Genomic DNA, 12,809 nt, shown 5'->3' with positions numbered 1-12,809 from the left:
ACCGTCACCCCGAAGAGGGGCCTCGACGTGGCCCGTCGACGCTACTCGGGCTTGATCCGACGGCCGAGCAGATGACCCACTGCATCCGGGACCGACAGTCCGCTGTGGCACACGCGGTGCACCGCGTCGGTCAGCGGCATCTCGACGTCGTAACTCTCCGCCAGAGCACGCACCGAGGTGCAGGACTTGACGCCTTCGGCGACCTGACCGTGCGCTGCCGCTTGGGCACTTTCCATCGACCCACCGACACCCAGCCGTTCCCCGAAGGATCGATTTCGTGACAGCGACGACGAACAGGTCGCCACCAGATCACCGACACCGGCCAAACCTGCAAGGGTGGCGGGGTTCGCACCGAGCGCCGAGCCGAGCCTGATGATCTCGGCGAGACCGCGAGTCATGATCGAGGCGAGGGTGTTCTCGCCGTACCCGACTCCACTTGCCATGCCGCACGCCAACGCGATCACATTCTTGCACGCACCACCGATTTCGACCCCGATGACGTCCGAATTAGTGTATGGCCGGAAATATCCTGTTGCACAGGACTTTTGAACCTCGAGAGCACGTCTGGAGTCCGAGCATGCAATAACAGTGGCAGCAGGCTGTCCCTCGGCGATCGGCCGAGCGAGATTCGGGCCGGACAATGCTGCGATTCGGCTCGGATCGGCTCCGGTCACCTGACTGATGACTTGACTCATGCGTAGCAATGTCCCGGTCTCGATCCCCTTGGCAAGGCTGAGCAAGGTTGCGCCGGCTGGAATCGAGTCGGTCCACACGGCGAGATTGTCCCGAAGCGACTGTGACGGTACGGCGAGAACGACGATGTCCGCACCGTCCAGTGCACGTCCTGGATCACTCGTCGCCGAGATCGAGGATGGCAATGTGATTCCCGCAAGATAGTCCGTGTTCTCGTGACTATCGTTGATCGACTCGGCCAACTCCGGACGTCTGGCCCACATCGTGACGTCGGTGCCTGCGTCCGCGAGCACCTTCGCGAATGCGGTTCCCCACGATCCAGAACCGAGTACCGCTGCTTTGGTCATCGAACGCCACCTTCTTTGATCGCCAAGAAATCATGTGGACCACGCCGGACCACAGTATCTGTCCGAGTCGTTGCCGAGGCCGAACTCCACTGATACTCGAGTCGCTGACAGAATGGACCGTCATGGGAAGAGCGCACGTGGTGATTGCCGTCAGGGACTTGGTTACCGCCAAGTCTCGGTTGGCCGACTCGTTCACCGCTGCCGATCGCGCACGCCTCGTCGTGGCGATGCTTCGCGATACGGCGGAGGCCGCTCGGGCCGTCGACTCGGTCGTCGGGATCACGGTGGTCACTCCCGATCCCGCGGTCGCAGAGATCGCCGAAAGCATGGGTGCGCGCGTTGCGCGAGAGCCGTCGAGCCATCCTTGCGAGGACTCGTCCGCACGGCTCAACTCTGCGTTCTCCACTGCTGCATCGGCAATCCGGGCACAGGATGGACTCGACATCGTCGCACTCCAAGCCGATCTGCCCGCCTTGCGCAGCGAGGAATTGGCGCAGGCGTATGCACGCGCTCGACCTAATGGCCGCTCCATAGTCAGCGACCATCATGGGACCGGCACAGCGGCGTTGATCCTCAAGGGCACTTCGAGTCGTTTCGACCCACTGTTCGGCCCGGCGTCAGCGCAACGTCATCAGGATTCCGGTGCGCTCGACCTCGACGGCCAGTGGCCAGGACTGCGTCTGGACGTCGATACGATCGCCGACGTTCGGCTTGCCTTCGAACTGGGTGTGGGGCGCGCAACCACAGAAGTGCTGCACTCGCTCGGTTGGTGACGTTACGCAAAGATCGAGACCGGACAATTCACCGGTCCGAGTTTCACTGTCTACCCGGATGAGGGATGATCGGACGGTGAGCAACAGTGAAGGACCAGCCTCCGCCACCCGATCGTCAGAGTCCGACGGCAGCACCGGCACAGTGCAGTCGAGTGCAAAGCCGCCGACCCCGACGCCAGGAAATCCCACATCGCTTCCCGCGACTACTGCGCTCGATTCTCTGGACGCCGCGGACGCCCTGCCCGAGAACCGGTACCTGAACCGGGAATTGAGCTGGCTCGACTTCAACTCCCGCGTCCTGGCGCTCGCGGAGGATTCGTCTCTCCCGCTTCTCGAGCGAGCGAAGTTCCTAGCTATTTTCGCATCCAATTTGGACGAGTTCTACATGGTTCGGGTGGCAGGCCTCAAGCGACGCGACGAGACAGGGTTGTCGGTCCGATCCGCGGACGGTCTCACACCGCGCGAACAACTGGCTCTGATCGGTGAGCGAACCCAGGAACTCGCGCACCGCCATGCCCGTGTTCTCCTCGACGCCATACTCCCCGAGCTGACTTCCGAGGGCATTGCGATCATCCGCTGGTCCGATCTCGATGCGGACGAGAGGGAGCGCCTGTCCGGTTATTTCCACGAACAAGTGTTTCCGGTCCTCACCCCGCTCGCCGTCGACCCGGCTCACCCGTTCCCGTACATCAGCGGGTTGAGCCTCAATCTTGCTGTGACAGTGAAGGATTACGCCACTTCGGGTGAGCACTTCGCGCGCGTCAAGGTACCGGACAATGTCGATCGTTTCGTTCGAGTCCGACGCGGCGACGGCAGCCATCGCATCGATGCTTTTCTGTCGATGGAGGAAGTGATCTCCGCACATCTCGATGTGCTGTTCCCTGGTATGGACGTGGTGGAAAGCCACGCCTTCCGTATCACTCGCAACGCCGACTTCGAGGTAGAGGAAGATCGGGACGAGGATCTCCTCCAAGCACTGGAGCGCGAACTCGCGCGTCGCAGATTCGGCTCTCCCGTTCGACTCGAGATCGCAGACGACATGACCGAGCACATGCTCGAATTGCTGCTGCGAGAGTTGGACGTCGACCCCGGTGACGTGATCCAGGTTCCAGGCTTGCTCGACCTCTCGTGCCTGTGGCAGGTGTACGGCGTGGACCGGCCGAACCTCAAGGATGCGCCTTTCGTCCCTGCAACGCATCCGGCGTTCGGGGAACGTGAAACTCCCAAGAGTGTTTTCTCCACTCTTCGCGACGAGGACGTATTGGTCCATCATCCATACGATTCCTTCTCCACCAGCGTCCAGCGCTTCATCGAGCAAGCTGCGGCCGACCCCCAGGTTCTCGCCATCAAGCAAACGTTGTATCGGACATCCGGTGACTCCCCCATTGTCAACGCTCTCGTCGATGCGGCAGCCGCGGGCAAGCAGGTGGTGGCACTCGTGGAGATCAAGGCGCGATTCGACGAACAAGCCAACATCGAATGGGCGCGCAAGCTCGAAAAGGCCGGGGTCCATGTCGTGTACGGACTCGTAGGACTGAAAACGCACTGCAAGACGTGCTTGGTGGTGCGGCGCGAAGGCTCTGTGATCAGACGGTACTGCCACATCGGAACCGGCAACTACAACCCGAAGACTGCTCGAATCTACGAGGACGTGGGCTTGTTGACCTCATCGCCCGAGATCGGCGCCGACCTCACGGATCTGTTCAACTCTTTGACGGGGTACTCGCGAAAAACCAGTTATCGCAACCTCCTCGTGGCTCCCTACGGGGTGCGAAGGGGCATCGTGGAACGTATCGAAGGCGAGATCGAGCGCAAGCTGGCAGGCGGCGAAGCTGGAATTCGACTCAAGGCCAACGCTCTCGTCGACGAGCAGGTCATCGATGCCCTCTACCGCGCATCAGCGGCGGGTGTCTCGGTTCAGGTCGTCGTACGCGGAATCTGCGCACTGAAGCCGGGGGTACCCGGCCTGAGTGAGAACATCGAAGTACGCTCCATCCTCGGTAGATTCCTCGAGCACTCGCGCGTATTGAATTTTCGGGGTGCCGATGAGTTCTGGATCGGAAGCGCAGACATGATGCACCGAAATCTCGACCGCCGCGTCGAAGTCATGGCGCAGGTGAAGGATCCACGTCTCACTCATCAACTGGACGAAATTTTCGAGTCTGCGCTGGATCCGACGACTCGTTGCTGGGAACTGAGAGCGGACGGCGGCTGGGCCGCGTCCCCCGACCATGGTGAGAAGGTCCGTGAACACCAACAGGAATTGATGCGCAGTCGTCGAAACCAGGCCTCGTGATGGCAAGCCGCAGCACGCCGCTGCCTGCCAACATCTTTGCCGCCGGAGCGGTTCTGTGGCAGAAATCTCAGGGCAAGAGCGAGGAGATAAGCGTCGCCCTCGTTCACCGGCCGAAGTACGACGACTGGTCTTTTCCGAAAGGAAAGATCGATCCAGGAGAGACTGCGGTGGTAGCGGCCGTCCGAGAGGTCGAGGAGGAGACAGGGTTCGCCGCACGCGTCGGTCGATATTTGTCCAAGGTCACGTATCCCGTCACCGGGCATAAGCGGATGAAGAAGGTCGAATACTGGGCGGCAGAAGCGTACGACGGCAAGTTCGAGCCGAACGACGAAGTCGACGAGCTCCGCTGGGTCTCACCGATCGAGGCCTCGGAGGAGTTGTCGTACCCGATGGATCGGATGGTTCTCCGTAGATTTCTCGAAAAGCCGCCCGACACCGACACCGTCCTCCTCGTCAGACATGGCCGCGCCGGACGACGCTCACGATACAAAGGCGACGACACGTTGCGGCCGCTGGACAAGGTCGGACAATCTCAGGCCGACGCGTTGGTGGCTCAGCTCCTGGCATTCGGAGCCGACGGTGTCCACTCCGCCGACAGGCGCCGTTGTATTCAAACAGTGCAACCTTTGGCCGATCGGCTCGGCGAAGAGATCACCTTGGAGCCGCTGCTCTCCGAGGAGGGCTACTGGGAGGATCCCGCGGGTGCGCGCGAGCGTGCACGTGCGATCGTCTCTGCGGGTGGTGTCCGCGCGATTTGTAGCCAGGGGAAAGTCATCCCGGATCTGTTGCAGTCGTGGGCCGATGAGGACGGCGTGAAACTCCCACCCAACCGAAACCGCAAAGGCAGCGTCTGGGTGCTCTCACTCCACGACGGTCGTTTGATTGCGGCAGACCACCTTGCCAGTCCATTGCCGGTGATTCCGGCCGAGGACTGAACTGGTAGATCCTCACACGAAAACAGGGCCCCAGCAGAAACTGCCTGGGGCCCTGTTTTTCTGTTCGCTCGTCGACTACTGAATCGAGAACTACTTGCGAGCTGCGCGCTTTGCCGGGGCCTTCTTTGCCGCCGTCTTCTTCGCTGCAGTCTTGGCCGGAGCCTTCTTCGCTGCAGCAGTGGTCGTAGTCTTCTTCGATGCAGTCTTGGCCGGAGCCTTCTTCGCTGCAACAGTGGTCGTAGCCTTCTTGGCCGGCGCCTTCGCAGGAGCCTTCGCGGGAGCCTTCTTTGCCACTGACTTACGTGCCGCCGTCTTGGCGGGAGCTGCCTTCTTCGCGACGGTCTTGGCTGGCGTTGTCTTCTTTGCGACAGTTTTGACCGGTGCAGCCTTCTTGGCCGCGGCAGTGGTCTTGCGTGCCGTGGTCTTGACTGCGGCCTTCTTGGCGGCCGTCTTCTTCGCTGCAGCAGTCTTCTTGACTGGCGTCGAAGCAGATCCACGCTTTACCGCGGGTCCGGTTGCGGGAAGCTTTTGTCCGCCGGCGATCACTGCCTTGAACTGAGCGCCCGGACGGAATGCGGGGACATTGGTCGGCTTCACGCGAACCGTCTCACCGGTGCGCGGGTTGCGGGCCACACGCGCCGCACGACGACGCTGCTCGAAGACGCCGAAACCAGTGATGGTTACGCTCTCGCCGCGATGGACTGCACGCACAATGGTGTCGACGATGTTCTCGACAGCCTCTGTGGCGCTCCGCCTATCCGACCCCAACTTCTCGGTCAGGGCGTCAATCAGCTCTGCCTTGTTCATGGAATTCCTCCGCAATATTGTGGTCCATCGTCGGACCGACTACTACAACGGTAAACCCCAAGTCGTCAAGAGTCTATGCGCCACGCCATTTCTCATCACGTGTCGCGGAATGTGGCAGGGCCGCATAGCGTGTCGGAGCCCTCCCTCGTCACCCCTCGGCAGGTTCCTCGATACGTGCCGGAAGCGTCGCTGGTTTCCATGACGGCCTTGACTTTTCGTACTCGGAGATAGCCTCTACCTGGCGTAATGTCAGTCCGATGTCGTCCAGACCTTCCAGCAGACGCCATCTCGTGTAGTCGTCAATGGCAAAGCGCACCACCAAGGTTCCGGCCGTTATGGTTTTCGATTCGAGGTCGACAGAAATTTCCAGACCGGGCTGTTCCTCGAGGGCTTTCCAGATCAATTCGACGTCGCTCTGCTCGACTTCTGCCGCGAGAAGCCCGGCCTTTCCGGCGTTCCCACGAAAAATGTCGGCGAAGCGAGATGCGATCACAACCCGAAATCCGAAGTCCGATAGCGCCCACACTGCATGCTCGCGGGAAGACCCAGTTCCGAAGTCGGGGCCTGCAACCAGGACCGAGCCTCGGTCGTAAGGGCTCACATTGAGAATGAATTCCGGGTCGTTGCGCCATGCGGAGAAGAGTCCGTCTTCGAAACCGGTGCGCGTCACCCGCTTCAGGTATTCCGCAGGAATGATCTGGTCGGTATCGACATTCGAACGGCGCAGAGGCACGCCGATTCCTTGGTGGCGGATAAAGGCTTCCATCGAAAAATCTCCTACGTTTGACGAACGATCAGGCGGCTTGGGCGAAAGAACTAATCAAGATCGGCCGGGGACGACAGCGTCCCCCTGACCGCGGTGGCAGCCGCGACCAATGGCGAGACAAGGTGCGTACGGCTGCCTTTGCCTTGCCGACCCTCGAAATTTCGATTTGAAGTCGACGCCGATCGCTCCCCCACAGCCAATTGATCGGGGTTCATTCCCAGACACATCGAGCATCCCGCTTGACGCCACTCGGCTCCTGCGGCAGTGAAGATGTCGCCGAGACCTTCTTTTTCGGCCTGGGCGCGAACCCGCATCGAGCCGGGCACCACCAGCATGCGCACCCCCTCCGCCACCGTTCGTCCTTCCAGGACTCCCGCGACGGCACGCAGATCTTCGATTCGTCCGTTCGTGCACGAACCGACGAACACGGTGTCGATCGACACCTCTCGAAGTGGCGTCCCCGCTTCGAGACCCATGTACGCCAACGCCTTCTCGGCCGAGAGCTTTTCTCCCTCGTCGGTCATGTCGGCCGGGTTCGGCACCCGATCCGCCAGTGGCGCACCCTGACCGGGGTTCGTACCCCACGTGACGAACGGCGTGAGACTGGAAGCATCGATGTGGACTTCGTTGTCGAAGACAGCGTCCGCGTCCGTTGCGAGTTCCTTCCACGCCGAAACGGCGGTGTCCCAGTCACTTCCCTGCGGGGCATGCGGCCGGCCTTTGATGTACTCGTACGTGATCTCGTCGGGTGCGATCATCCCGGCACGCGCACCTGCCTCGATCGACATGTTGCAGATGGTCATTCGAGCTTCCATCGAAAGCTTTCGAATGGCTTCACCCCGGTACTCGAGTATGTACCCCTGCCCGCCACCCGTTCCGATCTTGGCGATAACGGCCAGAATCAAATCCTTGCTCGTCACCCCGGGCGCCAATTCTCCGTCCACGGTTATGGCCATCGTCTTGAACGGCCGCAGCGACAGAGTCTGCGTGGCCATCACATGCTCGACCTCGCTGGTTCCGATCCCCATCGCGATCGCCCCGAATGCACCATGGGTAGAGGTATGGCTGTCTCCGCAGACAACTGTCATACCCGGCTGCGTCAGACCGAGCTGAGGTCCGATGATGTGCACGATCCCTTGATCGAGGTCGCCCATGGGGTACAGGCGAACTCCGAACTCTTCGCAGTTCTTTCGAAGAGTGTCGACCTGGGTACGCGAGACGAGATCCGCGATCGGCGCAAAGATATCGGCCGTCGGGACGTTGTGATCCTCGGTTGCGATGGTGAGATCCGGTCGACGCAGGGGGCGGTCGGCCAGGCGAAGTCCGTCGAACGCTTGTGGACTCGTCACCTCGTGGACGAGGTGGAGATCGATGAAGATGAGATCCGGTTCCCGGGAGCCCCCTTCACCGCCGCCTCGAACGACGACGTGCTGATCCCATACTTTCTCTGCCAGAGTGCGTGCTGTGCCGGCCATCAATGCCACCAACCTTTTCCTGATGTGTGTCGCGCCGGTGGACTACGGGCTGGCCCACGTCGCGCTATCGCACCGACATTACGTATCTCCCGCCGCGAGTGAGCACATTCCACAATGTGCATTCCCACGATGCGAGACGCTAGTATCGGTCTATGAGACAGCATAGCGGCATCGGCGTTCTGGACAAAGCGATGGGGGTTCTCCATGCGGTTGCCGCGGAACCCTGCACGCTGAGTGATCTCTGCATAAGAACCGGACTCCCCCGCGCCACCGCACATCGCCTGGCCGTCGGTCTCGAAGTCCACAGGCTCGTTACGCGTGACACGCACGGGCTCTTCCGGCCCGGGCCGGGCCTTGCCGAACTCGCGGCCAGTGCCACCGACACCTTGCTCGACGCAGCAGCATCCGTACTTCCGCGCCTGCGCGAAATTACCGGCGAAAGCGTCCAGATCTACCGACGCGAGGGCACCGTACGGGTCTGCGTCGCCTCGATGGAACCGCCGACAGGTCTGCGCGACACGGTTCTCATCGGTGCCCGCCTTCCCATGTCAGCAGGCTCTGGCGCGAAAGTTCTACTTGCGTGGGCCGATCCGCAGACCCAACGCGCCGTTCTGCCGGATGCAGAATTCGGAGAACGTGTGCTGATCGAAGTCCGCAGGCGGGGTTGGGCTCAAAGTGCCGGGGAACGTGAGCCAGGAGTCGCCAGCGTCGCAGCTCCGGTCCGAGATGCGGCAGGAAATGTCATCGCCGCGGTGTCCGTCTCGGGGCCCATCGACCGAATCGGCCGTAGACCCGGTGCGCGTTGGGCCGCAGATCTGCTCGCTGCCGCCGAAGCGATTCACAAACGACTCTGACAGTGAACAGATCGGGAATCTACGGTCCTCGATGTCCCGTTCTCTGATAAGCAATGAGCGTGGGAACCAATCAGCGCGCGCAGATAACAATGACCGACGTCGAAATCGCGACGTTCATCGACAGAAGTCGAGTTGCCACTCTCGCCACCATCGGAGCCGACGGACAGCCTCACCTCGTAGCAATGTGGTACGGCGTCATCGACGGCGAGGTGTGGTTCGAGACCAAGGCGAAGTCGCAAAAAGCCGTCAACATCCGTCGTGACTCACGGATCACGGTGCTCGTCGAGGACGGCAACACCTATGACACTCTCCGCGGCGTCTCCTTCGAAGGGACAGCGGAGATACTCGACGATCCCGAGTCGATCTCTGCAGTGGGCATAAGTGTGTGGGAACGGTACACCGGGCCGTATTCGGAACAGGTGCGTCCGATGGTGGAGCAGATGATGAAGAAGCGAATTGCAGTAAGGGTCGTCGTCGACCGCACACGCTCGTGGGATCACCGCAAGCTCGGCCTGCCCGCCATTCCACTGGGTGGATCCACGGCCGAACACCTATAGCTAGCGAGATCGGAGAACAGAGGGGGCAATCTCCGCTCTCATTCTGCGGTACCTTTTTCTCGTCACCGACGTGCAAGGAGCGATCATGACAGAACCCAGCAAAGAAGATACGAAGAAGAAGTTTCGCGAGGCCCTGGAAAAGAAGAATCACAAGTCGGCTACCGCGGTCGAGCACAAGGATGGCGGACCGAAGGTGAACAACGCCCACGGCCCCGCCGACCATCAGCGGATGTTCCGACGCAAGAGCGTCTAGGTTCGTAGACGTAGACCCGCTTGCACAAAACGAAAACACCCTCTCACCGAACCGGTGAGAGGGTGTTTACTTCGTTGTAGCCCCGACGGGATTCGAACCCGCGCTACCGCCTTGAGAGGGCGGCGTCCTAGGCCGCTAGACGACGGGGCCAGGAACTTCTTCGAACGCAACCGAACTTCGATTGCAATCACATCCAACTGTGTACGACCAGAAGGAAGCTTAGCCAGCTTAACCGGCTGACGTTCGGCAACAAAATCACCACCGAAACGCTTGCTGGGGTACCAGGACTCGAACCTAGAATGGCGGTACCAGAAACCGCTGTGTTGCCAATTACACCATACCCCAATGACCTTCGACGACGTCCACACAACCAACATGTGCACTGCGTTCTGGGCCGGGATAGAGACTATCAAAGGATACCCGGGTTTCTCCAAATCGGCTGGTCAGAGTCTCGAACTACGCGCCACAGCGACCTACGGACCCGCAGGGGCGACGTCGAAGGCCCTAGCGGACACTCGATCTTGTGATCAGCGACGATGGACGCAAGTGAAGGTTGTCGTAGTGCCGAAGGGCACTGCTCATCACCTCTTCCCCACCGACGACGACGGACGCCTGTCCGGGCAGCGAGAAGAATGCACCGATCTCGCTGCGGCCGTGTACCGGATCGAAGCCGCTGATCGTCCCAGGTGGATCTGGGAGTCCACTGCGCGTACCTATGGCCCGCTGCTGGAGGCAGGGGTACGCGTCGACCGCTGTCACGATCTTTCCCTCGTGGAAGGGATCCTGGCCGTCCGCCGGGGCGAGGTCCCCCCACCCACGACCGCCCCCACAGACGACCGACCGGGGTTGTTCGATGCATACGCATATCCGAGCTCCGAATCGATCCTCGAACTGCATCGTCGACACGTAGTCGAGAGTGCCGCATCTGCCGGCCTCCGCCTCCTGTTCGCTGCAGAATCCGCGGGGGCACTGGCCGCTGCGGAGATGAGCCACGCTGGTTTGCCATTTTCTGCCGACGCACACGATCGATACCTCGAGGCGATGCTCGGCCGACGCCCACGCGACGGAGACTTGCCACCCTCGATCATCGAGCTCGAATCCGAGATCAGCGTGGTGTTCGGTCGCAGGGTCAATCCGAGTTCACACCTGGAGGTCATCGCCGCTTTTGCCCGGGACGACATCGAGTTGACCTCCACGCGTGCCCACGTTCTCAGCGCCGTCGATCACCCGGCAGTTCCGCTGTTGCTCCGTCACCGGGATCTGTCGAAGTTGTTCAGTACCAACGGATGGGCATGGTTGCAGGCGTGGGTTCGGGAGGACCGATTTCGCCCCGTCTATGTGCCCGGTGCGGTGGTGTCCGGTCGCTGGGCCAGCCGCGGCGGTGGCGGACTTCAAATTCCGAAACCCCTGCGCACCAGCGTGATAGCGGAACCCGGCTACGATTTCGTTATCGCTGACGCCGGGCAACTCGAGCCACGGATCTTGGCTGCGATGTCGGCCGACCCTGCAATGACCGAGGCCGCCGGTACCGAAGATCTGTACGCCCCCGTCGCACAGGCGGCTTTCGGCGGCGACCGAAGCAAAGCGAAAGTTGCCATCCTCGGGGTCTTGTACGGTGCCACGTCCGGTGAGTCGCGGTCCCTTCTGACGTTGCTACGCCGCAGATTCCCGGAGGCCGTCGAGTACGTCGAGCGGGCCGCTCGGAGCGGTGAACGCGGGGAGGTCGTCCATTCGTGGCTCGGGCGCGCTTGTCCGCAGCCGTCGGTTGAGTGGTGGGCGCACGGTGATGCACATGCGCGCGGGCGATTCACCCGAAACTTTCTCGTGCAGGCGACCGCATCGGAATGGGCAATATGCCTGTTGGCCGACTTGCGAAAGAGGCTGGCGGCCGAACCCGGGTCCGGCGAACTCGTCTTCTTTCAACACGACGAGGTAGTCGTGCACAGTCGCGATTGCCTGGCAGCTCGTCGGCACATCGAAGCCGCTGCACTCAGTGCCACAAGGCTTCTCTTCGGCGACACGGCAGTTCGATTTCCGATGGATGTCGCGGTCAGGGCTTGCTACGCCGATCCGGGGGACTGAGATTCTTCCTCGGATCCATGCCCGTCGAAGGTTACCTCGATTTCCTCGAAACCCTTGCTGCGCTGTGCTTCCGCTTGCCCGGTATAGGTGAGACGGTCGCCCTCGGTAAGGATCACATCGTCGGTGAACGGCGTCAGAAGTGAACGGGGGTAGAGCTTTTCCACCCGAACCACATCGATCTCGACGGCGAAGACGATGAGGACCGAAGCGATGTACATGAACGCCAGAAGCCCGATCACTACCGCGAACACCCCGTTGGTGATCGACGCTCGGCCCACGACATATCTGATGTACACACCGCCGAATGTCTGCAGAATCTGCCAGAGCACCCCGGCCACGATCGCCCCCGGAAGCACGTTCGAGATCGACAAGTCGCGGGCCGTCGCCAGCCGGAAAGCGACGGTGAAGACGATGATATTGAGAAGAATGGACGCAATCAGCACCACACTGCCGTTGATGCTGCCGAAGACACCCGCAGAACTGGCAACGTTGACGGCAGTGATGGCCAGGACGGCGACCCCGACCGTGCTGAGTAACGCAAGCCCGCGTACTCGTGAACGAATCGGGTTCGGGCGAAGGTTCTTCGGTACTGCCCACGCAACATTCATCGCATTCTGAACGGCTACGGCGACCCCGAGGCCACCGTAGAGCGAACCCAGGACACCGATGATCAGACCGAGAGTTCCGCCACCGATCTTGTCCGGTTCACCGACCTCGTCACCGATGATTGGAATCTGGCTCAGTGCCGAATCCAGGATCTGTTGCTGCAGCTGCGGGTTACCGGCCAACACGATTCCTAGGATCGTCGATCCGAGCAACAGCAACGGAAAGAGCGACAGAAATGCGTAGTAGGCGATCAGAGCAGCGAGATAGCCGCCCTGATCGTCCACGAACTTGTAGATCACCGCCAGCGGAAAGCCGAGGACCGGGTGGCGACGCTGAACTCGGTCCACCCGTGCGGCGACAGACAC

The 12,809-nt window shown here is 61.3% G+C and carries 12 protein-coding genes and 2 tRNA genes; 7 read left to right on the top strand and 7 right to left on the bottom strand.

Annotated elements, in window-relative coordinates:
• Window positions 1–41 precede the first annotated feature (41 nt).
• Window positions 42–1,040 (bottom strand): NAD(P)H-dependent glycerol-3-phosphate dehydrogenase, encoded by a 999-nt coding sequence (locus BJI47_RS15460; protein ID WP_088944507.1) that lies wholly within the window; start codon window positions 1,038–1,040, stop codon window positions 42–44.
• Window positions 1,041–1,162: 122 nt separating this feature from the next.
• On the opposite strand from BJI47_RS15460, the gene cofC reads away from it, so the two are divergent.
• From cofC to BJI47_RS15445, 3 genes are all read left to right on the top strand, one after another.
• Entirely contained in the window at window positions 1,163–1,813 is a 651-nt protein-coding gene (cofC, locus tag BJI47_RS15455) for a 2-phospho-L-lactate guanylyltransferase (protein WP_176224880.1), read from the top strand.
• Between the two features lie 142 nt (window positions 1,814–1,955).
• Window positions 1,956–4,109, top strand: a complete 2,154-nt coding sequence (locus BJI47_RS15450; protein ID WP_254900630.1) for an RNA degradosome polyphosphate kinase — start codon at window positions 1,956–1,958, stop codon at window positions 4,107–4,109.
• On the top strand, window positions 4,109–5,044 hold the full coding sequence (locus BJI47_RS15445; RefSeq protein WP_088944505.1) for a bifunctional NUDIX hydrolase/histidine phosphatase family protein: 936 nt from the start codon (window positions 4,109–4,111) through the stop codon (window positions 5,042–5,044). Before BJI47_RS15450 ends, BJI47_RS15445 begins: the two co-directional genes overlap by 1 nt.
• Window positions 5,045–5,134: 90 nt before the next feature.
• On the opposite strand, the gene BJI47_RS15440 is transcribed toward BJI47_RS15445, so the two are convergent.
• From BJI47_RS15440 to leuC, 3 genes are all read right to left on the bottom strand, one after another.
• The gene (locus tag BJI47_RS15440; protein WP_088944504.1) at window positions 5,135–5,851 is read right to left on the bottom strand and encodes an HU family DNA-binding protein; all 717 of its coding nucleotides are present in this window, start codon (window positions 5,849–5,851) and stop codon (window positions 5,135–5,137) included.
• 148 nt (window positions 5,852–5,999) lie between these two features.
• Window positions 6,000–6,617, bottom strand: coding sequence for a 3-isopropylmalate dehydratase small subunit (gene leuD / locus BJI47_RS15435; protein ID WP_088944503.1), 618 nt, complete (start codon window positions 6,615–6,617; stop codon window positions 6,000–6,002).
• Window positions 6,618–6,667: 50 nt separating this feature from the next.
• The gene (gene leuC / locus BJI47_RS15430) at window positions 6,668–8,092 is read right to left on the bottom strand and encodes a 3-isopropylmalate dehydratase large subunit (RefSeq protein WP_088944677.1); all 1,425 of its coding nucleotides are present in this window, start codon (window positions 8,090–8,092) and stop codon (window positions 6,668–6,670) included.
• A gap of 152 nt (window positions 8,093–8,244) precedes the next feature.
• On the opposite strand from leuC, the gene BJI47_RS15425 reads away from it, so the two are divergent.
• The 3 genes from BJI47_RS15425 to BJI47_RS24130 all read left to right on the top strand — a co-directional run bounded on the left by BJI47_RS15425 (window position 8,245) and on the right by BJI47_RS24130 (window position 9,756).
• Window positions 8,245–8,946 (top strand): IclR family transcriptional regulator, encoded by a 702-nt coding sequence (locus BJI47_RS15425; protein ID WP_088944502.1) that lies wholly within the window; start codon window positions 8,245–8,247, stop codon window positions 8,944–8,946.
• Between the two features lie 59 nt (window positions 8,947–9,005).
• Window positions 9,006–9,503 (top strand): PPOX class F420-dependent oxidoreductase, encoded by a 498-nt coding sequence (locus BJI47_RS15420; protein WP_088944676.1) that lies wholly within the window; start codon window positions 9,006–9,008, stop codon window positions 9,501–9,503.
• An 85-nt stretch (window positions 9,504–9,588) separates the two neighbouring features.
• Window positions 9,589–9,756: a DUF5302 domain-containing protein gene (locus BJI47_RS24130; protein WP_168708266.1), complete on the top strand. Its 168-nt coding sequence runs from the start codon at window positions 9,589–9,591 to the stop codon at window positions 9,754–9,756.
• 77 nt (window positions 9,757–9,833) lie between these two features.
• On the opposite strand, the gene BJI47_RS15410 is transcribed toward BJI47_RS24130, so the two are convergent.
• A tRNA-Glu gene (locus tag BJI47_RS15410) sits at window positions 9,834–9,906 on the bottom strand.
• 123 nt (window positions 9,907–10,029) lie between these two features.
• A tRNA-Gln gene (locus tag BJI47_RS15405) sits at window positions 10,030–10,101 on the bottom strand.
• On the opposite strand from BJI47_RS15405, the gene BJI47_RS15400 reads away from it, so the two are divergent.
• On the top strand, window positions 10,102–11,838 hold the full coding sequence (locus BJI47_RS15400; RefSeq protein ID WP_254900620.1) for a bifunctional 3'-5' exonuclease/DNA polymerase: 1,737 nt from the start codon (window positions 10,102–10,104) through the stop codon (window positions 11,836–11,838).
• Here BJI47_RS15400 and BJI47_RS15395 read toward each other — a convergent pair.
• Entirely contained in the window at window positions 11,817–12,809 is a 993-nt protein-coding gene (locus BJI47_RS15395) for a YihY/virulence factor BrkB family protein (RefSeq protein ID WP_176224879.1), read from the bottom strand. The genes BJI47_RS15400 and BJI47_RS15395 overlap by 22 nt on opposite strands.

It is taken from the genome of Rhodococcus sp. 1168 (assembly GCF_002091955.1).
In the GTDB taxonomy this organism is placed as follows: Bacteria; Actinomycetota; Actinomycetes; order Mycobacteriales; family Mycobacteriaceae; genus Rhodococcoides.
Note: the sequence above shows the minus strand (reverse complement) of the source record. Positions and strands in the feature narration are given on the sequence as shown.

Coding starts and splice junctions, on each gene's coding strand:
- BJI47_RS15460 (WP_088944507.1), bottom strand. CDS start 1,040: ATGACCAAAGCAGCGGTACTCGGTTCTGGATCGTGGGGAACCGCATTC.
- cofC (WP_176224880.1), top strand. CDS start 1,163: ATGGGAAGAGCGCACGTGGTGATTGCCGTCAGGGACTTGGTTACCGCC.
- BJI47_RS15445 (WP_088944505.1), top strand. CDS start 4,109: ATGGCAAGCCGCAGCACGCCGCTGCCTGCCAACATCTTTGCCGCCGGA.
- BJI47_RS15440 (WP_088944504.1), bottom strand. CDS start 5,851: ATGAACAAGGCAGAGCTGATTGACGCCCTGACCGAGAAGTTGGGGTCG.
- leuD (WP_088944503.1), bottom strand. CDS start 6,617: ATGGAAGCCTTTATCCGCCACCAAGGAATCGGCGTGCCTCTGCGCCGT.
- leuC (WP_088944677.1), bottom strand. CDS start 8,092: ATGGCCGGCACAGCACGCACTCTGGCAGAGAAAGTATGGGATCAGCAC.
- BJI47_RS15425 (WP_088944502.1), top strand. CDS start 8,245: ATGAGACAGCATAGCGGCATCGGCGTTCTGGACAAAGCGATGGGGGTT.
- BJI47_RS24130 (WP_168708266.1), top strand. CDS start 9,589: ATGACAGAACCCAGCAAAGAAGATACGAAGAAGAAGTTTCGCGAGGCC.
- BJI47_RS15400 (WP_254900620.1), top strand. CDS start 10,102: ATGACCTTCGACGACGTCCACACAACCAACATGTGCACTGCGTTCTGG.